19 protein-coding genes are annotated in these 18533 nt (G+C 69.4%); 9 read left to right on the plus strand and 10 right to left on the minus strand.

Annotation, left to right across the window (positions count from 1 at the left end; genetic code table 11):
* Positions 1-51: 51 nt before the first annotated feature.
* Together ACFXC1_RS13685 and ACFXC1_RS13690 are read right to left on the minus strand one after the other, a co-directional pair.
* Positions 52-606, minus strand: coding sequence for a methylated-DNA--[protein]-cysteine S-methyltransferase (locus tag ACFXC1_RS13685; protein ID WP_381242315.1), 555 nt, complete (start codon positions 604-606; stop codon positions 52-54).
* Positions 607-651: 45 nt separating this feature from the next.
* Positions 652-1527 (minus strand): glycerophosphodiester phosphodiesterase, encoded by an 876-nt coding sequence (locus ACFXC1_RS13690; RefSeq protein WP_381242317.1) that lies wholly within the window; start codon positions 1525-1527, stop codon positions 652-654.
* A gap of 279 nt (positions 1528-1806) precedes the next feature.
* Between ACFXC1_RS13690 and ACFXC1_RS13695 the strand changes: the two genes are divergently transcribed.
* The 7 genes from ACFXC1_RS13695 to ACFXC1_RS13725 all read left to right on the plus strand — a co-directional run bounded on the left by ACFXC1_RS13695 (position 1807) and on the right by ACFXC1_RS13725 (position 10490).
* Positions 1807-2670, plus strand: a complete 864-nt coding sequence (locus ACFXC1_RS13695) for an MHYT domain-containing protein (RefSeq protein WP_381242318.1) — start codon at positions 1807-1809, stop codon at positions 2668-2670.
* A gap of 40 nt (positions 2671-2710) precedes the next feature.
* Entirely contained in the window at positions 2711-4852 is a 2142-nt protein-coding gene (gene uvrB / locus ACFXC1_RS13700; protein WP_381242320.1) for an excinuclease ABC subunit UvrB, read from the plus strand.
* A gap of 158 nt (positions 4853-5010) precedes the next feature.
* On the plus strand, positions 5011-5589 hold the full coding sequence (locus tag ACFXC1_RS13705; RefSeq protein WP_381242322.1) for a TerD family protein: 579 nt from the start codon (positions 5011-5013) through the stop codon (positions 5587-5589).
* 53 nt (positions 5590-5642) lie between these two features.
* Positions 5643-7646 (plus strand): TerD family protein, encoded by a 2004-nt coding sequence (locus tag ACFXC1_RS13710; protein WP_381242324.1) that lies wholly within the window; start codon positions 5643-5645, stop codon positions 7644-7646.
* Between the two features lie 234 nt (positions 7647-7880).
* Positions 7881-8882 carry a TerC family protein gene (locus ACFXC1_RS13715; RefSeq protein ID WP_381242326.1) on the plus strand — a complete coding sequence of 334 codons (1002 nt, stop codon included), beginning with the start codon at positions 7881-7883 and terminating at the stop codon, positions 8880-8882.
* A gap of 128 nt (positions 8883-9010) precedes the next feature.
* Positions 9011-9325 (plus strand): hypothetical protein, encoded by a 315-nt coding sequence (locus tag ACFXC1_RS13720; RefSeq protein ID WP_381242328.1) that lies wholly within the window; start codon positions 9011-9013, stop codon positions 9323-9325.
* A gap of 61 nt (positions 9326-9386) precedes the next feature.
* Positions 9387-10490 carry a calcium:cation antiporter gene (locus ACFXC1_RS13725; protein ID WP_019067589.1) on the plus strand — a complete coding sequence of 368 codons (1104 nt, stop codon included), beginning with the start codon at positions 9387-9389 and terminating at the stop codon, positions 10488-10490.
* A gap of 5 nt (positions 10491-10495) precedes the next feature.
* Here the strand turns inward: ACFXC1_RS13725 and ACFXC1_RS13730 are convergent, their stop codons facing one another.
* Positions 10496-11767: an MFS transporter gene (locus tag ACFXC1_RS13730; RefSeq protein ID WP_381242700.1), complete on the minus strand. Its 1272-nt coding sequence runs from the start codon at positions 11765-11767 to the stop codon at positions 10496-10498.
* Between the two features lie 173 nt (positions 11768-11940).
* Between ACFXC1_RS13730 and aroQ the strand changes: the two genes are divergently transcribed.
* Entirely contained in the window at positions 11941-12414 is a 474-nt protein-coding gene (gene aroQ / locus ACFXC1_RS13735) for a type II 3-dehydroquinate dehydratase (RefSeq protein ID WP_026178372.1), read from the plus strand.
* A gap of 53 nt (positions 12415-12467) precedes the next feature.
* On the opposite strand, the gene ACFXC1_RS13740 is transcribed toward aroQ, so the two are convergent.
* From ACFXC1_RS13740 to ACFXC1_RS13765, 6 genes are all read right to left on the minus strand, one after another.
* The gene (locus ACFXC1_RS13740; protein WP_381242330.1) at positions 12468-13229 is read right to left on the minus strand and encodes an amino acid ABC transporter ATP-binding protein; all 762 of its coding nucleotides are present in this window, start codon (positions 13227-13229) and stop codon (positions 12468-12470) included.
* Positions 13226-14143 (minus strand): amino acid ABC transporter permease, encoded by a 918-nt coding sequence (locus ACFXC1_RS13745; protein ID WP_381242332.1) that lies wholly within the window; start codon positions 14141-14143, stop codon positions 13226-13228. The genes ACFXC1_RS13740 and ACFXC1_RS13745 overlap by 4 nt, the downstream gene beginning before the upstream one ends.
* Positions 14140-15024, minus strand: coding sequence for an ABC transporter substrate-binding protein (locus tag ACFXC1_RS13750; RefSeq protein WP_019067584.1), 885 nt, complete (start codon positions 15022-15024; stop codon positions 14140-14142). Before ACFXC1_RS13750 ends, ACFXC1_RS13745 begins: the two co-directional genes overlap by 4 nt.
* Before the next feature lie 357 nt (positions 15025-15381).
* Positions 15382-15927 (minus strand): hypothetical protein, encoded by a 546-nt coding sequence (locus tag ACFXC1_RS13755; RefSeq protein ID WP_381242335.1) that lies wholly within the window; start codon positions 15925-15927, stop codon positions 15382-15384.
* A gap of 87 nt (positions 15928-16014) precedes the next feature.
* Positions 16015-16578 (minus strand): hypothetical protein, encoded by a 564-nt coding sequence (locus ACFXC1_RS13760; protein ID WP_381242337.1) that lies wholly within the window; start codon positions 16576-16578, stop codon positions 16015-16017.
* Positions 16579-16771: 193 nt separating this feature from the next.
* Entirely contained in the window at positions 16772-17428 is a 657-nt protein-coding gene (locus ACFXC1_RS13765) for an MBL fold metallo-hydrolase (RefSeq protein ID WP_381242339.1), read from the minus strand.
* 118 nt (positions 17429-17546) lie between these two features.
* Between ACFXC1_RS13765 and ACFXC1_RS13770 the strand changes: the two genes are divergently transcribed.
* Complete coding sequence (locus tag ACFXC1_RS13770) at positions 17547-17837, plus strand: hypothetical protein (protein WP_381242341.1); 291 nt, start codon at positions 17547-17549, stop codon at positions 17835-17837.
* Here the strand turns inward: ACFXC1_RS13770 and ACFXC1_RS13775 are convergent.
* A complete protein-coding gene (locus ACFXC1_RS13775; RefSeq protein WP_381242343.1) occupies positions 17832-18518 on the minus strand; it encodes a maleylpyruvate isomerase family mycothiol-dependent enzyme in 687 nt (228 codons plus the stop codon). The genes ACFXC1_RS13770 and ACFXC1_RS13775 overlap by 6 nt on opposite strands.
* Between the last annotated feature and the right edge of the window lie 15 nt (positions 18519-18533).

The following is an 18533-nucleotide window of genomic DNA, read 5'->3' on the forward strand; positions in this document are numbered from 1 at the left end:
CAACCGGTCTTCCCCAGCACGGTCTCTCCCCCCGTAGTCCCCTGCTCGAGCTCAGAACAACGGCTCGGGCAGCACTCCCTCCAGCGCCAGCAGCTTCCTCTTCGTCTCCAGGCCGCCCCCGAACCCGCCGATGCCACCATCGCTTTCCACGACCCGGTGGCACGGCACCACGACCGGCAGTGGATTGGAACCCATCGCCACCCCCACCGCCTGGGCCGCGCGAGGCTGACCGACCCGCCCGGCCAGATCGCCGTAACCGACGACCGAGCCGTACGGCACGCCGGACGCCAGCTCGCGCAGCACCTGCCGGTTGAAGCCGGAGATCAGGGACCAGTCGAGCGGCAGGTCGAAGTCCCGTTGCGCACCGGCGAAGTAGGCCTCGAACTGGCGTATCGCCTCGGCCAGCAAGGGGGAGTCGGGTGCCTCGACCGGTTCGGTGCCCAGCCGGGACGCCAGCCGGTCGAGTGTCCTGTCGCGCACCGTGTCCGTGGCGTGGAACACGACGTTGACCAGGCCGTCCTGTGTCGCGGCCAGCAGCAGCGGACCGATGTCGGTGCCGACGACGGTCCACACGACCCGCTGCTCGTTCTGCCCATGGCTGTCCATGCGCCCACCGTACGACCCGGCACTGACAACGCCCCGCGAGCGGTCTCAGAACCCGTTCAGCGCGGAACGCACCACGTCCGGTTTGTTGGTGATGATGCCGTCCACGCCGTACCCGGCGACCTTCCACGCCGTGGGCACGTCGTCGACGGTCCAGGCGTACACCTCCATCGGAGTGCCGTGCGGGCCCGTGAACCCGTGCACGGCGGAGACATAGCTCGCGGAGATCGAGCCGTACGACGGGTTGATCAGGTCGGTGAAGGCGGCGTAATCGTGCAGGGCGGACACGGAAGGCGTGCCGAGGAAGCCCGTCCTGATGCCCGGGGCGAGGTCGTGCACGATCCGGATGCTGTCCGCGCTGAAGCTCTGCACGATCAGCCGGCCGCCGAGGTGGGACTGGTCGAGCCATCCTTCGTTGCCCAGGACCTTGAGGGTCTGCTGCTCGATCCCGGGGTACAGCTCCGGGTTCTTGATCTCCAGGAGCAGGCTCTGGTGGTTGTGCTCCACCTCGCGCATGTACTGCGTGAGCGTGGGCACGCGGGTGCCAGTGAACGCGGGGCCGAACCAGCCGCCCGCGTCGAGGCGGGCGATCTCGGCGGCGGTGAAGTCCTTCACCTTCCAGGGGGCCCGGTCGGGGAACACCTTCGCGACGTCGGTGGTGCGCTTCAGGCTGTCGTCGTGGATGACGACGAGTTCGCCGTCCTTGGTGCGCTGGACGTCGTTCTCCACCCATTGGAAACCGAGCCGGGCCGCCTTGTCGATGGAGGCCAGGGTGTTCTCGGGGGCGTAGGCGGACGCGCCGCGATGGGCGACCACGGTGGGCCACTGGGCGGCGTCACCGGCACTGGCCCGGGGGGAGGGGAGCAGGAGGGCGGCGGCCCCCAGGAGCGCGGTGGTCGAGGCGGCAACTGCGCGCAGGTGCATGCGTACTCCTCGCGTCAAGCGATCACATACAGCTCAAGGATGACAGCGGAACGTCACTACCCGTGGGGTACGGGATGGACACAGAATGAATGGAGTTGCCCAAGTCCGCTCACCGGTGCCGCACAAGTGGGGCGGGGCCGTGTTTCTTTGCCGGAAAATCGTTCGACCATTCCGGTGGGGGTCATACTCTCTGCGTCGACCCTGACCGTTCCTGCGGTCCTGGGGCTGGGCGGGTTTCAGGAATTTGCGGGACGGAACAGGGCGGAAGGGTTACTGCGCATGCAGGGCACGGTCGACGGTTTCAGCTACGGACTCGTCACACCGCTGGTGGCCTACCTCATGGCCTGCCTCGGCGGTGCGCTCGGCCTGCGCTGCACCACCAGATCGATGCTCGTGGCCCAGTCCTGGAGGCCCGGCTGGCTCGCCCTGGGATCGGCGGCGATCGGTTCCGGCATATGGACGATGCACTTCATCGCGATGATGGGTTTCTCGGTCCGCCAGACACCGGTCCACTACGACAAACCGATGACCTTCGCGAGCCTCGCCGTCGCCATCGTCATGGTGGGCGTCGGGATCTTCATCGTCGGCTACCGGGGAGCCAGGGGGACGGCCCTGTTCACCGGCGGCACCCTCACCGGCCTGGGCATCGCCTCGGCGCACTACCTGGGCATGGCCGGCATGCGCCTCAACGGGAAGCTCGAATACAACACCTTCACGGTCACCGCCTCCGTCGTCATAGCGGTCGTCGCCGCGATCAGCGCCCTGTGGGCGGCCGGACAGGTCCGCGGATTCCTGTGGAGCGTGGGCGCGAGCCTCGTCATGGGACTCGCCGTCACCGGCATGCACTACACCGGGATGGCCGCCCTCACCGTCCACATCCACGGCACGGCCGCGACCACCGACGGAGTCTCCGCCGCGTCACTGCTCGCGCCCATGATGATCGGCCCCCTCGCCTTCCTCCTCCTGGCCGGCGTCGTCGTGATGTTCGACCCGATGATGGTCATGGGCAAGCCCGCCAGGGTCCCCGTCGAGCACAAGCCCGGCGTCCCGGCCGGCGCCCTCGTCCCGCACCCCCGGCGCACCCCGGTCCGCGCCGACCGCGAGCTCGGACACCGCCGCTCCCGCACCCCGCAGAACCGCTGATCCGACCCCGTTGTCAGTGGCGGGTCGTACGGTTGGTTCCATGCGGCCCGTTTCCCACATCGAACGCACGGTGGCGCCTTTCGAGGTCGTCAGTTCCTACCAGCCCAGCGGCGACCAGCCGGCGGCCATCGCCGAGCTGGCCCGGCGCGTCGAGGCAGGTGAGAAGGACGTCGTCCTGCTCGGCGCGACCGGCACCGGCAAGTCCGCCACCACCGCGTGGATGATCGAGAAGCTCCAGCGCCCCACCCTGGTGATGGCGCCGAACAAGACCCTGGCCGCCCAGCTGGCCAACGAGTTCCGCGAGCTCCTGCCGAACAACGCGGTCGAGTACTTCGTCTCGTACTACGACTACTACCAGCCAGAGGCCTACGTCCCGCAGTCGGACACCTACATCGAGAAGGACTCCTCGGTCAACGAGGAGGTCGAGCGCCTGCGCCACTCCGCGACCAACTCGCTGCTCACCCGCCGCGACGTCATCGTCGTCGCCTCGGTCTCCTGCATCTACGGCCTCGGTACTCCGCAGGAGTACGTGGACCGCATGGTCCCCCTCAAGGTCGGCGACGAGATCGACCGCGACCAGCTGCTGCGCCGCTTCGTGGACATCCAGTACACGCGCAACGACGTGGCCTTCACCCGGGGCACCTTCCGCGTCCGCGGCGACACCATCGAGATCTTCCCGGTCTACGAGGAACTGGCCGTCCGCATCGAGATGTTCGGCGACGAGATCGAGGCCCTCTCCACCCTCCACCCGCTGACCGGCGAGATCATCAGCGAGGACGAGCACCTCTACGTCTTCCCGGCCTCCCACTACATCGCGGGCCCCGAGCGCATGGAGCGGGCCGTCAACGACATCGAGAAGGAACTCGGCGAGCGGCTGGCCGAGATGGAGAAGCAGGGCAAGCTCCTGGAGGCCCAGCGCCTGCGCATGCGCACCACGTACGACCTGGAGATGCTCCGCCAGATCGGCTCCTGCTCCGGCGTGGAGAACTACTCGATGCACTTCGACGGCCGCGAGCCAGGCTCCCCGCCGAACACGCTGATCGACTACTTCCCGGAGGACTTCCTCCTCGTCATCGACGAGTCGCACAACACGGTCCCGCAGATCGGCGCGATGTACGAGGGCGACGCCTCCCGCAAGCGCACCCTCGTCGACCACGGCTTCCGGCTGCCCTCCGCCCTGGACAACCGCCCCCTGAAGTGGGAGGAGTTCCAGAAGCGCATCGGACAGACGGTCTACCTGTCGGCGACCCCCGGCAAGTACGAGCTCTCCCGGGCGGACGGCACCGTCGAACAGATCATCCGCCCCACCGGGCTCATCGACCCCGAGGTCGTCGTCAAGCCCACCGAGGGCCAGATCGACGACCTGGTGCACGAGATCCGCAAGCGCACCGAGAAGGACGAACGCGTCCTGGTCACCACCCTCACCAAGAAGATGGCCGAGGACCTCACGGACTACTTCCTCGAACTCGGCATCCAGGTCCGGTACCTGCACAGCGACGTCGACACCCTGCGCCGTATCGAGCTGCTGCGCGAGCTGCGTTCCGGCGAGTTCGACGTCCTGGTCGGCATCAACCTCCTGCGCGAGGGCCTCGACCTGCCCGAGGTGTCCCTGGTCGCCATCCTGGACGCCGACAAGGAGGGCTTCCTGCGCTCCGGCACCTCCCTGATCCAGACCATCGGCCGCGCGGCGCGCAATGTCTCCGGCCAGGTCCACATGTACGCCGACAAGATCACCCCGGCGATGGAGAAGGCCATCGAGGAGACCAACCGCCGCCGGGAGAAGCAGGTCGCGTACAACACGGCCCACGGCATCGACCCCCAGCCGCTCCGCAAGAAGATCAACGACATCGTGGCGCAGATCGCCCGCGAGGACGTCGACACGGAGCAGCTGCTCGGCTCCGGCTACCGCAAGGCGGGCAAGGACGGGAAGGGCGCAAAGGCTCCCGTGCCCGCGCTCGGCGGCAAGGCCGCGAAGGCGTCCAAGTCGGCCAAGGGGAAGGCCAAGGACGGGGTGCCCACCGACCGTCCCGCGGCCGAACTCGCCGAGCAGATCGAGGAGATGACCGCACGCATGCGCGCCGCCGCCGCGGACCTCCAGTTCGAGGTCGCCGCCCGGCTGCGCGACGAGGTGCACGAGATGAAGAAGGAGCTGCGGCAGATGAAGGAGGGCGGCCTGGCCTGATCGCCCGGGTGGACCGCCGGACCTCGGGGTATGCGCTCTGTGTTGCAAGACCGACACAAAGTCCGATGCGGGGTTCGGCACTGTCAGTGCCGCTGCGTAGGGTTCTGGGCAGCCGCGGATTCCGCGGCAACAGGGGACAGTTCGAGAGGGGAACAGCCGTGACCGTCAACATGACCAAGGGTCAGGCCATCAGTCTTGAGAAGAACGACGGGACCGGCCTGACCGCGGTGCGCATGGGTCTCGGCTGGCAGGCGGCTCCCCGGCGCGGCCTGTTCGGCACGCGTACCCGGGAGATCGACCTCGACGCGTCCGCCGTGCTGTTCGCCGACAAGCAGCCGGTCGACGTGGTGTTCTTCCGCCACCTGGTGAGCGACGACGGCTCCGTCCGGCACACGGGCGACAACCTCGTCGGCGGTGTCGGCCAGGGTGGCGACGACGAGGCAATCCTCGTCGACCTCGCGCGCGTGCCGGTCCACATCGACCAGATCGTCTTCACCGTGAACTCCTTCACGGGCCAGACCTTCCAGGAGGTGCAGAACGCGTTCTGCCGCCTGGTCGACGAGACCAACGGCCAGGAACTGGCCCGCTACACACTCGCGGGCGGCGGTCAGTACACGGCCCAGATCATGGCGAAGGTGCACCGCTCCGGCTCCGGCTGGACCCTGACGGCCCTCGGCACACCGACCAACGGCCGCACTTTCCAGGACCTGATGCCGGCGATCCTGCCGCACCTCTAGGGCGGCGGCCCGGCGCACACGAGACGACACGGCTGAGCAGGGGGACGAGAGCGATGGCGGCCGAGCTGGTGCGAGGGCAGAACCACCCGCTCTCCCAGATGCGTCTGGAGATCCGGGTCGCGGCCGGCAAGCCGGTCGTGGCCGCCGCCACGCTCGGCGACGAGCGCGGCAGGATCCACGGCGTGGAGTGGGTGGCCCACCCGGGCACACCCACCCTGCCCGGCCTTGAGGTCTCCAAGCAGGCCGCCGCCGACCACCGCCTCGCGGTGGACCTCGGAGCCATGCCGGAGGCCGTCCACCGTGTCAGCGTGCTGCTCGCGCTGCCCCTCGGCGCCGACGGCCCCACCCGCTTCGGGGCCGTCGCCGCACCCTTCGTCGCGGTCACCGGCCTCGACGGCACCGAGGTCGCCACCTACACGATCACCGGCCTGGACGCCGAATCGGCCGTAGTGGCCCTGGAGTTGTACCGCAGACAGGGCGCCTGGAAAGTACGCGCCGTCGGCCAGGGCTACGCGGGCGGCCTGGCCGAACTCCTCACCGACCAGGGCCTGCCCCAGGCCGCCCACCTCGCGGGCACCATCAACGAAGCGGTGGCCCGGGGCCTGGCCCGCTCAGTGGCGGCACCTCCGCCGCGCACCACGGACGGCGACCGCTCCCGCCAGACGGCCACACCGGGCATCGGTCCCGACGGGAGCGGCCCTGCGACACCGGGTGCCTCCGGCGCCGTAGCACCGCAGCCGTCGACCTCTCCGTACGGTGCGCAAGGCGCTGTGGCGCCGCCGCCCGGATACCCCGCCGACCCGGCTCCCGCCCAGCCTGCAGCCCCCGCCACCGGTGGCCCGATCGACTACAGCCACCCGCGTCGGCAGACCGGGGCGCCCCCGTCGCCCGCGCCGACCGTGCCCCCGGCTCCGCCCGGACAGGCCGCGCAGCCCGTCGCCGGTGACGCGACCGGGTGGTCGATGGAGGAGCGGCTCTACAACCAGGTGTGGGGCATGTTCGAGGATTTGGCCCGCACCATGGCCGCCTATCGCAGCGCGGTCGACTTCGCCGACTCGCGCATGGAGAAGGAGCTCGACCAGGCGCTGTCCGACCCGCGCAGCCGGATCGGCGGCCAGGGCGACGCGGCCCGCGAGACGGCCCAGGCCAAGCACGCCCAACTCGTCGACCAGGCGCGGGCGGCCCTCGACCGGGACCTCGCCCAACTGGCTGCCGAGTCCGAGGTGGTCGAACCCGCGCTCCCGCTTGCCTTCGCCGGCTGGGACAACCCGGTCTGGCACGGCTACCGCGTCCCGATGGAGATCCCCATGGCCCTGCGCCTGGGCGACCTCCATCTCCCGGAGAGCCCCGACCTGCGGATTCCGATGCTGGTGCGGCTGCCGTTGGAGCGCGGTCTGTGGATCGACAGCGGCGGCGGGGAGTCCCTGGACGGCTCGTTCGCCGACTCGCACGAGCTGCGGCGCCTCGCGCTCGACACGGCCGTGGCGCACGCGGCCCGGCTGCTGGCCGTCTATCCGGTGGGCGAGTTCGCCGTGCACGTCATCGACCCGGCCGGTTCGGCGGCGCAGGCGCTGGTCCCGCTGGTGCACACCGGCGTGCTCGCGGCGCCGCCCGCCGTGGGGGCCGCCGGGGTCGCGGACGTGCTGGCCCGGCTCACCCAGCGGGTGGACCTGGTGCAGATGGCGGTGCGCGGCGGAGCCGCCGACTCGCTGCCGCCCGGCCTCGACACGGCCGAACAGCTGCTGATCGTCAACGACTTCCCGCACGGCTTCGACGACCGTGCCGTGACCCAGCTGCGCTATCTCGCGGACGAGGGACCGGCCGTCGGCGTCCATCTGATGATGGTCGCGGACCGCGAGGACGCGGCAGGCTACGGCCCGTTGCTCGACCCGCTCTGGCGTTCGCTGATGCGACTCACCCCGCTGCCCGACGACCATCTCGCCGACCCGTGGGTCGGTCATGCCTGGACGTACGAGCCCTCGCTCGTGCCGCCCGGCAGCCAGGTGCTCCAGCGGGTGTTGACCGAGGTCGCGACGGCTCGCACCAAGTACAGGTAAAGGTCCCCCACCTGCATCTTTATCCTTTCTTTGGTAATTGCTTTACCTTTCCTTGGTGATTGGGGTAAGCTTCTCCGTACGGAGGGGAGTACTCCCTATCTGCTGCGGCGTACCCGTCAATACGGATCAGGCCAGATCCCGGGGCGTCGGCCTTGGACGCCCGTCCAAGGTGGAAGAGACCTCCGGTAGCGACGACGCTGACCATTTGCCGTTAATACCGCCGGAGGAGCAGTAGTGGATGTTTCCGTGACCCTGTGGGTCCTGACCATCGTGGGGCTGGCCGCCCTCATCGCCGTCGACTTCTTCATCGGCCGCAAGCCGCATGACGTGTCGATCAAGGAAGCCGGCATCTGGACGATCGTCTGGATCGCCCTCGCCGGACTCTTCGGACTCGGTCTGCTCGTCTTCGGAGGCGGCCAGGCGGGCGGCGAGTTCTTCGCCGGCTTCATCACCGAGAAGTCGCTGAGCGTCGACAACCTCTTCGTCTTCGTCCTGATCATGGCGAAGTTCGCCGTGCCCTCGCAGTACCAGCAGCGAGTGCTGCTCGTCGGCGTCCTCATAGCCCTGGTCCTGCGGGCCATCTTCATCGCGGCGGGCGCGGCCGTCCTCGCCAACTTCGCGTGGGTCTTCTACATCTTCGGCGCCTTCCTCATCTGGACCGCCTGGAAGCTCATCCAGGAGGCCCGGACCGACGAGGAGGACGAGGAGTTCGAGGAGAACAAGCTGCTCAAGGCCGCCGAGCGCCGCTTCGGCGTGGCCGACCGGTACCACGGCACCAAGCTGTGGATCCAGGAGAACGGCAAGCGGGTCATGACCCCGATGCTGGTCGTGATGCTCGCCATCGGTACGACGGACGTGCTGTTCGCCCTCGACTCCATCCCCGCGATCTTCGGCCTGACGCAGGACCCGTACATCGTGTTCACGGCCAACGCGTTCGCCCTGATGGGCCTGAGGCAGCTGTACTTCCTCATCGGCGGCCTGCTCAAGAAGCTGGTCCACCTCAGCTACGGCCTGTCGGTCATCCTCGGCTTCATCGGCGTCAAGCTGGTGCTGCACGCGCTGCACGAGTCCGGCGTCCATGTCCCGGAGATCTCCATACCGGTCTCCCTCGGCGTGATCTGCGGGGTCCTGATCGTCACCACGATCACCAGCCTGATGGCCAACAAGAAGCAGGCGGCGGCCGAGGCGGCGCAGAGGGGGACCGAAGGCGCTGCGAAGGACAGCGTCGACGTCTGACCACGCCGGACGTAGGAACAACGATCACCGGGAGCACCGCACGATGAATTGCCGACCGCCGCTCCCGGTGCTTCGTTGGATACCGAGCGCCCCCGCCCCGGGGGTGGCACGGCCGGGTGGAGGCATCCATGGACGCAGCGATGAAATTCGTGCAGATCGTCGACTTCGAGACCGACCGCTTCGACGAGATGCGAGCGCTGGCGGAGGAGGCGGACAAGCGCATGGCCGGCCGCGACGGCGGGCCTACCCACCGCCTCGTCCTGCGGGACCGGAGCAAGCCCGGCCATGTCCTCGTCGTGATCGAGTTCGACTCGTACGAGGAGGCCATGCGCAACAGCAGCGATCCCGGTACCACCGAATTCGCCCAGCAGATGGCCGCGCTGTGTACCAGGCCACCGTCCTTCACCGACTGCGACGTACTGGAGATGACCGAGTTCAAGTAGTGCGCGAGGGGCTCCGCGACGCCGGAGTGCGGGGCCCGTACGCCTCTGCGAGGATCTCTTCATGATCACTCGGCTCAGGTCGCTCACCACCCGGTGGACGACCTTCGTACCGGTGCTCGCAGCCGTCCTGCTGATCTTCACCTGGGGGCGCAAGGACCTGCCCGGCGTGGTCGTCGCCCTGGTCACTCTGGTCCTCGCCGGGGCCGTCCTGGCCGCGGTGCACCACGCCGAGGTCATCGCCCACCGCGTCGGCGAACCCTTCGGCTCCCTGGTCCTCGCCGTCGCCGTCACGATCATCGAGGTCGCCCTGATCGTCACCCTGATGGCCGACGGCGGCGACAAGAGCTCGACCCTCGCCAGAGACACCGTCTTCGCGGCCGTCATGATCACCTGCAACGGCATCGTCGGCCTGTGCCTGATCGTCGCCTCGCTGCGGCACGGCACGGCGGTCTTCAACCCCGAGGGCACCGGCGCCGCCCTCGCCACCGTGGCGACCCTGGCCACGCTCAGCCTGGTTCTGCCGACCTTCACCACCAGCAAGCCGGGCCCGGAGTTCTCCGGCGCCCAGCTCACCTTTGCCGCACTCTCCTCACTCGCCCTGTACGGCCTCTTCGTGGCCACGCAGACCGTGCGGCACCGCGACTACTTCCTGCCGGTCTCCCGGCAGGGTGCGGTGATCACCAAGGACCACCACGCGGACGCGCCGACCGCCCGCACCGCCCTGATCAGCCTGGGCCTGCTCGGCCTCGCCCTGATCGGTGTCGTAGGGCTGGCCAAGGGGGTATCGCCGACCATCGAGTCCGGCGTCGAGGCCGCCGGGCTGCACCACGCCGTCGTCGGCGTGATCATCGCCCTGCTCGTCCTGCTTCCCGAGACCATCGCCGCCCTGCGCTCCGCCCGCCGCGACCGCGTACAGACCAGCCTCAACCTCGCGCTCGGCTCGGCCATGGCCAGCATCGGTCTCACCATCCCCGCCGTCGCCCTGGCGTCCATCTGGCTCTCCGGACCGCTCGTCCTCGGCCTCGGCTCGACCCACATGGTGCTGCTCGCCCTGACCGTGGTGGTCAGTTCCCTGACGGTGGTGCCGGGACGGGCGACACCGCTCCAGGGCGGGGTTCATCTGGTGCTGTTCGCGGCGTACTTGGAGCTGGCGATCAACCCGTAGCCGTGTCACCCGACGGCAGGCTCGGGGACTGCCACCGCCACCGGCCTGGTCTCCGGCAGCAGCGCGAAGCAGCCCAGGCTGAACAGCGCGACCCCCGTCAGATAGGCGCCCACACCCCAGGGGACGCGTCCGCCGTGCTCGGCGAGCGCCGTCGCCACGATCGGGGTGAGCGCGCCGCCGAGCACCCCGCCGAGGTTGTAGCCCACGGCCGCGCCCGTGCAGCGCACCCGCGGCTCGTACAGCTCCGGGAGATACGCGCCGAGCACGGCGAACATCGTCACGAACGCGAGCAGCGCCCCCAGGAATCCGAGGAACATCAGCAGCGGCGCGCCGGTGGCGAGCAGCGCGACCATCGGGAACATCCACAGCGCGGCGGCCGAGCACCCCAGCAGGCACAGCGGCCGGCGCCCGTAGCGGTCGCTCAGCAGCGCCACCAGTGGGGTCAGCGAGCCCTTCACCACCACGGCGGCCATGATGCAGGCCAGCATCTCGGTACGGCCGACCCCGAGCCGCTCGGTGCCGTAGGCGAGGGACCATGTCGTCACCGCGTAGAAGATGGCGTACCCGACGGACAGCGCCCCGGCGGTCAGCAGGACCAGTCGCCAGTGCTCGCGTACGACCTCGGCGAGGGGCACGCGCGCGTGGTCGTCGATTTCGAGGAACCGGGGGCTCTCGACTAGCGACGAACGCAGCCACAGCCCGCCCAGTGCCAGTGCCCCGGCCACCCAGAACGGCACCCGCCAGCCCCACTGCGCGAACTGCGCGTCGGTCAGGGTCGCGGACAGCGCCAGCATCACGCCGTTGGCCAGCAGGAATCCCACCGCGGGCCCGATCTGCGGAAAGCTCGACCACAGTCCCCGCCGCCCGGCGGGCGCGTGCTCGGCGGTCAGCAGTACCGCCCCGCCCCACTCCCCGCCGAGCCCCAGCCCTTGCAGAAAACGCAGCACCAGGAGGAGCACGGGAGCGGCCACCCCGATCGAGCCGTACGACGGTACGCAGCCGACCGCGACCGTCGAGGCACCGGTCAGCAGCAGCGAGGCGACCAGGACCGGCCGCCGCCCGCGCCGGTCTCCGAAGTGCCCGAACAGGATCGAGCCCAGCGGCCGCGCCACGAAGCCCACCCCGAACGTTCCGAAGGCGGCCAGCGTCCCCGCGACCGGCGAGAACGTCGGGAAGAACAGGGGGCCGAGGACCAGGGCCGCCGCCGTGCCGTAGACGAAGAAGTCGTAGAACTCGATCGCTGTTCCGGCGAGGGAGGCGGCGGCGAGCCGCAGCATGGACGGTGGGCTTACGGTGCGTGCATCGTGCATGCCGCGTCAACTACCCACAGTGAACAACGGTTACGGGGGGCGCACGGTGGTGCGGAGGCGGCGTGATAGACCGGGTCCGAGCAGTGGCCGTCAATCGGCGGTCCATCTCGAACGACATGTCCGAACGGACCGGAGGAACCGTGCCCCGCACCCTGGCCAACGCCCCGATCATGATCCTCAACGGCCCCAACCTGAACCTCCTCGGCCAGCGCCAGCCGGAGATCTACGGCTCCGACACGCTCGCCGACGTCGAGGCCCTGTGCGTCAAGGCGGCGGCCGGGCACGGCGGCACGGTGGACTTCCGCCAGTCCAACCACGAGGGCGAGCTGGTCGACTGGATCCACGAGGCGCGGCTCAACCACTGCGGCATCGTGATCAACCCGGGGGCGTACTCGCACACGTCCATCGCGATCCTGGATGCCCTCAACACCTGTGACGGGCTACCGGTGTTGGAGGTCCACATCTCCAACATCCACCAGCGCGAGTCGTTCCGGCACCACTCCTACGTCTCGCTGCGCGCCGACGGTGTCATCGCCGGGTGCGGAGTGCAGGGGTACGTGTTCGGCGTGGAGCGGGTGGCCGCGCTGGCGGGGGCGGGGAAGGCCGACGCGTAAGCACCGGCCTCCAGGCGCACGCCCCTTACAGACCACCAGTTACAGACGCCCCGTCACAGCCGGCCGGCCTCCACGATCCGTCGCAGGAAGCGCTGGGTGCGCTCCTGCTGCGGGTCGCCGAAGATCTGCTGGGCGGTGCCGCGCTCCAGGACCACGCCTCCGTCCAGGAAGCACACCTGGTCGGCGACGTCCCGGGCGAAACCCATCTCGTGCGTGGCCAGCACCATGGTCATGCCCTCGTCCTTCAAGTCCCGGACGACGGCGAGCACTTCACCCACCAGCTCGGGGTCGAGCGCGGCGGTGATCTCGTCGAAGAGCAGCAGCCGCGGCCGTACGGCAAGGGCGCGCACGATCGCGACCCGCTGCTGCTGGCCGCCGCTCAGCTGGTCCGGGTAGGCGCCCGCCTTGTCCCCGAGCCCGAGCCGCTCCAGCAGCTCACGCGCGTGCGCCTCGGCCTCCGCGCGGGACACGCCGTGCACCCGGCGCGGGGCGAGGGTGATGTTCTCCAGGACCGTCATGTGCGGGAACAGGTTGTACGCCTGGAACACCACGCCGATACGGCGCCGAATCGCGTCCTGGTCGACGCGCGGGTCGGTGATCTCCTCGCCGTCCAGCCAGATCGCGCCGTCGTCGATGTCCTCCAGGAGGTTCGCGCACCGCAGCAGAGTCGACTTACCGGAGCCGGAGGCGCCGATCAGCGCGGTCACGGTGTGCTGCGGAACCTCCAGGTCGACGTCCCGCAGGACGACGGACGTACCGAAGGTCTTGCGGACGGACTCCATGTGCAGCACGGGAGCGGTGTCGTCGGTGCTCATGTCGTGCCTCCCTGGGCGCGCTGCCGGTCCATCCTGGCCGTCACCCAGTCCGTGAAGCGGGTCATCGGGATGGTCAGCGCCACGAAGACGAGCCCCGCGACGATGTACGGGGTGTAGTTGAGGGCGCGCTGCGCGATGATGTCGGACGCCCGTACGGCGTCGATCGCGCCGCCGATCGACACGAGCCCGGTGTCCTTCTGGAGGGACACCAGATCGTTCAACAAGGGCGGCACCTGCCGGCGTACGGCCTGGGGGAGCACCACGTGCCGCAGCGCCTGCCGGTTGGACAGGCCCAGCGCACGGGCCGCCGCGCGCTGCGAGGGGTGCACGGACTCGATGCCGGCGCGGAACACCTCGGCCACGTACGCCGAGTACGTCAGCGTCAGCGCCGTACCGCCCAGCCACACGGGGTCGACGGTCACGCCCTGGAGACGCAGAGCGGGCACTCCGAAGACCACGATCATCAGGTTGATGATGAGCGGAAGTCCGCGGAAGAAGTCCGTGTACGCCGCCGCCAGCACCCGAAGCGGGAAGAACACCGGGCCCCGCAAGGTACGGGCGATGGCGATCAGCATCCCCAGGAGGAGCACCAGGACGCCGCAGATCAGCAGCAGCCGGATGTTCAGCCACAGACCTTCGAGAACCTTGGGGAACGCCTCGCGCGCGTAGTGCCCGTCGAAGAACGTCTCCTCGGTGCGCTCCCAGCCCGGCGCGCTGACCACGACCAGGTAGAGGACGACGGCCGTGACCAGGGTCGACACCGCGGCGATCGCAGTCGCGCGACGGGCACGCGCGCGTTTGTGCCGCTCACGCTCCAGGCGGCGCTGGGAGGGGACGTACGAGTCGCCCCCGCCGGGCATGTCGCCCTTGTCGTCCGCGCCCTCCCGGCCCGACTCGTCCTTCACCACGGTCACTTGAGGACCGGGGCGTCGACGGCGTCGGACAGCCACTGCTTCTCCAGCGCCGCCAGGGTGCCGTCCTTGCGGAGGGCGTCCACGGCCGACGTCACGCACGAGGTGAGGTCGCTGCCCTTGTCGAGCACGAGCCCGAACTGCTCGGGCGTGCCGCCCTGGTTCTCGAACTGGCCGACGATCTTCGCGTTGGTCACCTCGGCCGAGGTGATGTAGAAGGCGGTCGGCAGGTCGACCACGATCGCGTCGACCTGGCCGTTCTTGAGCGCGGAGACGGCCTGGTCGTTCTTGGAGAAGGCGGCTTCCTGCTGCGTCGGCTTCACCACGTCGCTGATGTAGTTCAGGCTCGTGGTGCCGACCTGGGCGCCCAGCTTGAGGCCCTTCAGACCCGCGATGGTCGTCGCCTTGGCGGCCTTGCTGCTCTTGAGCGCGATGACGGCCTGGCGCACGTCGTAGTAGCCGGAGGAGAAGTCGACGGCCTTCTTGCGCTCGGCGCTGATCGACACCTGGTTGATGTCGAAGTCGAAGGTCTTCACACCGGGCGCGAAGGCCTTGTTGAAGGGGACGCTCTGCCAGACGACGGCGCTCTTGTCGTAGCCGAGCTGCTTCGCCACGGCGTAAGCGACCGCCGACTCGAAGCCCTTGCCGTTGGCGGGCTTGTCGTCCTCGAACCAGGGCTCGTACGCCGGTTCGTCCGTCGCGATGGTCAGTTTGCCGGAGGTCTGGGTGGCCAGCTTGCCCTTGGCGCAGGTGGTCCCGGCGGACGTGGAGGCCTTGTCGGAGGCCTTGTCGTCCGGTTGCGGAGCACAGCCGACAGCGGTGGCGAAGAGGGCTATGGTGACGGCGGCTATCGCGCGACGCGGTGCGCGAGGGGCAAGGTGCATGGCGGGAGAGTGACAGCCAAACGTCCTGTTTGTCGAGGTCACAGCCCTCAATGTCCGCATATTGGGAACGGGTGTTGCGTTTTCGTGAACAACCCGTGTGTGATCCCGCCCGCGACGCGCTTGCCGGGGCCGCCGGTCGAGGGCGGGGATCGATGGACCGGCGGCCCATCCGCACAGGAGCCGTCATCCTGAACGGGGCTGCTTCCAGTTGACCGCGCAACCATGTGTGCCGGGAGCGCGCGTACGACACCGGCGCGTGCGAAGGATTCACACGGGGCGCGCGCGGAGGCTGCGCGGGGCGCGTGCGGAGTCGTTCACGCTGGGAGTTGAGCCCATGTACGACCAACCCGCAGCGTCTCATCCTGCCTGAACCGAGACATCCGTGATCTCCACGGACACCGTGGTGGCCGCCGAAGCCGTACTGATTACGGACGGCGAGTAGTTCAGGCTCGACCGATCCGACAGGTCAGCTGTCTCGATGACCGGGCCGGACTCATCGCCGTGGATCTCGTAGGTGATCCGGTACACGGCGTCCGGATCGATCCCCTCGCTGTCGCCCAGAAAGGTCAGATCCGGTTCGACCGTCACGTTGCAGCCCGCCGACCCGAAGCACTGCCGTTCGGTGGTCTTCAGCCCGATCGTGAAACTGTCGGCGTCGACCTCGGCGTACGTCGGCTCCGGAGCCGGCTGCTCCGGGGTGACGGCGTCCCCGTTGTAGGCGTTCGCCTTGGCGGTGGCGGTCGGCATGCTGTCGTCATTGCCGGACCGCACGACCACGACGCCGGTGGCCACGACGGCGGCGATGACGACGAGATGGGTGCGCGACTTCTTTGCCGGTGGCGCCGGATTGTCCGGTGGCATCGGTGGCATCGGTGGCATCGGCGGCACGCTGGTGTCGGTCATGGTCCCCCCAGAGGCAGTCGTTCCGTTCGTGTTCGGGTGGCCGGCGATGGCCCGCGCCGCCCCCGCGCTCCCCGCCCGCAGAACCGGCTACGACCAGCCCCCGGTGAAGTTGCTGCTCAGCTGTGCGGTGCAGATGTTGTAGCCGCCGGACGCGTGGCCCTTCTTCGTCTTCCCGTCCGCGGTGACCGAGCAGTTGATGTCCCCGGAGCCCTGGAGCTGCGCGTGCACGTTGTAGTACAAGGCGCCCTTGTCGAGGGTCAGCGTCGCCTCGAACTTGCCGTCCTTGAACGTGCCCTTGCGTGTGTCCGAGTCGGAGCCGTAGCCGATGTCGAGACCGCCAAGGGCGCCGGCGGGGGCAGTGCCCCACACCTTGAAGACCACCTTGTCGTCGGTGGCGTCCTTCTTCGTGTCGCTCTTCCTGGTGTCGGCGGCGGCCTTGTCGGGGCTCTTGCCGACAGACGCCGAGCTCTTCGAGTCGCTGCTGCCGCCTCCGATCACGGCGGCGATGATGCCGACGACGACGAACAGGCCGACGATGCCGAGGCAGCCGAGGCCGACGACCTTTCCGACGGAGCGCTTCTTTGGGGGCTCCGGTTGGAACGGGGGCTGTCCGTAGGGCTGTTGGGGCGGGTAGGGCGGCTGGTTGCTCATGGGTTCCCCTGGGGTCCTCGCTGATGAATGCGAGATGTGTGACTTGCAGGGAAGACGCCCGGTTGCCGCTTACCGGGAGGATTCACTCAAACGTGTTGAAGGCGGTGGTTCGGCCTCCCGAGGCCTGCTGCGGTGCCCCAGCACCAAAGCGGGGCCGACCCATCTGAGGGCGGCCCCGGCGCGGTTCAACGGTTCACCACCCGCGCGCGTGCCACTCCGGCAGATGCGGACGCTCCGTGCCCAGCGTCGTGTCGTTGCCGTGCCCCGGGTAGACCCAGGTCTCGTCCGGGAGCGCGTCGAAGATCTTCGTCTCGACGTCGTGGATCAGGCTGGCGAACGCCTCGGGGTCCTTCCGGGTGTTGCCCACACCGCCCGGGAACAGGCAGTCCCCGGTGAACACATGAGGATGCCCGTGCGGGTCGTCGTAGATGAGCGCGATCGAGCCCGGGGTGTGGCCCACGAGGTGACGCGCGGTCAGTTCGACCTGCCCCACCCGGATCGTGTCGCCGTCGTCGACCAGGACGTCGGTCGGCACCGGGATGCCGTCGGCGTCCTCGCGGCCCGCGTACGTACGCGCGCGCGTGGCCGTCACGACCTCGGCGAGCGCCTGCCAGTGGTCGCCGTGCTGGTGGGTGGTGACGACGGACACGATGCCGTCGTCGCCGATCGTGCCGAGCAGGGTCTCCGCGTCGTTGGCCGCGTCGATCAGCAACTGCTCGTCCGTGGCCCGGCAGCGCAGCAGATAGGCGTTGTTGTTCATGGGCCCGACCGCGATCTTGGTGATCATCAGGTCCGTGAGTTCGTGCACATCCGCCGGTCCGCCGACCGTGACCTCGCCGCTGTACGTCATGGCGGTCAGCCTAATCCGTTTCCGGAGGACGTTCCGAAGCGGCCGACATCTCCCGGACATTCGAGTGCGGAACCGGGATGCCTTGAGCGCGGTGGCGGCGGAGGCCGATCATTCCCCCATGAGAGCCGAAGTGCGCACGTTCCTCGCCGACGGCCCGCTTCCCGACCGGGACTCGAGCGAAGAGGAGATCGACAGACGGGCCGGCCAACTCGACGCGATCCCGAAGCCGGTCACGGGAGAGGAGGCCCGGGCGCTCGTCTCCTGCTTCGGCCCGGACGACTGCTACGGCGTCGCCTGGACGCTTCTGCACCTCATCGAGACCGGCCCGAACCCGGTCCTCGCCACCCGGCCCGCACGCGACGCCAACGAGTGGCATCAGCGGCTCTACGCCAGGGCCGGGGGTCTATAGCGGGGGAAGCGCCGGCAAGGAGCCGCCGTCGACCGTCAGGCCGGACCCGTCGCGGCGTCCGCAGAGCCAGCCGAGCAGATCTGCCGGGCCGCCGGTGACGGTGGCTTCGGGCTTCTCGGCGGGCCGGCCCGTGCTCCACGCGCGCGTGCCGTCCGAAAGGTGTGTCGACGGCACGTCGGGGTGCCCGGTGAACCGCTCGGCGAGGAAGTCGATCTCCCGCTGGGTGAACTCCTCGGGCAGGTCCTCCAGCTCGTACCCGATCCCCATGTCCACGTGGTGCAGCTCGACCTCGACCCACCGCCGGAACGGCACGCGCGACGCGGTGTCGACGACCCCGTTGCGCAGCTCCACCCGGCGCGACCAGTCCGCCGGAGCGGTGCCCGCCGCCTGGAAGCGGGCCCCGCTCTCGCGCACGTCGGCGAGCTGGACGTCGAGGGGCCGCGGGGCGTCGCGCTCGATGTCGGCGTCGCGGACGTGCGCCGTCGCGTACATGGGGCGCCCCTCCAGGACGTTCACGAGGGCGTCCGCGTTGCGGGCGATGTGGGCGAGGACGTGATTGCGGCTCCAGCCGGGCAGCCGTGACGGCTCGGCGGCCGAGGCGTTGTCCAGTGCGGCGGCTGCGGTGAGGAGCCGTTCGGTCGCGTCATGTACAGAGGCCAGGTCATGAGCGTGATCAATCATGCTGCTGACCCTAGC

It is taken from the genome of Streptomyces hokutonensis (assembly GCF_042751305.1).
GTDB classification, from domain to species: Bacteria; Actinomycetota; Actinomycetes; order Streptomycetales; family Streptomycetaceae; genus Streptomyces; species Streptomyces hokutonensis_A.